Raw genomic sequence first — 644 nt, 5'->3', positions numbered from 1 at the left:
GAAAAGAGACTTTGAAGACGCTCCATGAAACTATCAATCTTTCCTTTTTCCAGTTCCTTGATGAAATTCATTATATGGAAGCTGGTATTCCTGCCATGCATATTCATATAGCTGGGCATAAGGAAATTAAGGAATCCCTGTTCAACCTCCTCATTAGGAAAACCAAGTATATAATTCTTAAAACGTTCGTCATACTCCTTTATAGTCAAATATCCACTCTGAAAGAACAAAGGAATAGGATTGGTATTTATTGTCTCAAGTCCGGTAAGCTCATCGGCTGTAGCTTCTGCATTACCTGTCAGATCGCTCAGAAGGTAATTGTTTTTCTGAAGGAGTTTTACGAGTATGGTGGGAGTACCGGTGGAGAACCAATAGTTTTCAGGCATCATTCTGAAAAAAGTATTCAGGACACTGAACGGATTATACATTCCCTCTGTATCCTGGACAAAATGATAACCGTCGTATTTCCTCTTTAACATTGCGTATGTATCAGAACAACTCATGTTCTGCTTTTCAGCAAGAACCCTGACATCTTCATCAAAGAATTCTACAAGTTCTTTTTCGCTTATACCGCACAAAGACGCAAAGTCAGGATCCATAGTGATGTCATTCAAATTATTCAAATCACTGAAAATGCTTACCCT

At 38.2% G+C, this 644-nt stretch carries 1 protein-coding gene; it reads right to left on the bottom strand.

Features of this window, described 5'->3' with window-relative positions:
• The coding region (locus tag H6A61_RS15320; RefSeq protein WP_204394772.1) for an AAA family ATPase at window positions 1–644 on the bottom strand (644 nt) is incomplete at both ends.

It is taken from the genome of Bacteroides caecigallinarum, assembly GCF_016901995.1.
Taxonomy (GTDB): domain Bacteria; phylum Bacteroidota; class Bacteroidia; order Bacteroidales; family Bacteroidaceae; genus Phocaeicola; species Phocaeicola cellulolyticus.
The sequence above is the reverse complement of the archived record's forward strand: the minus strand, read 5'-3'. Positions and strand labels throughout refer to the sequence as shown.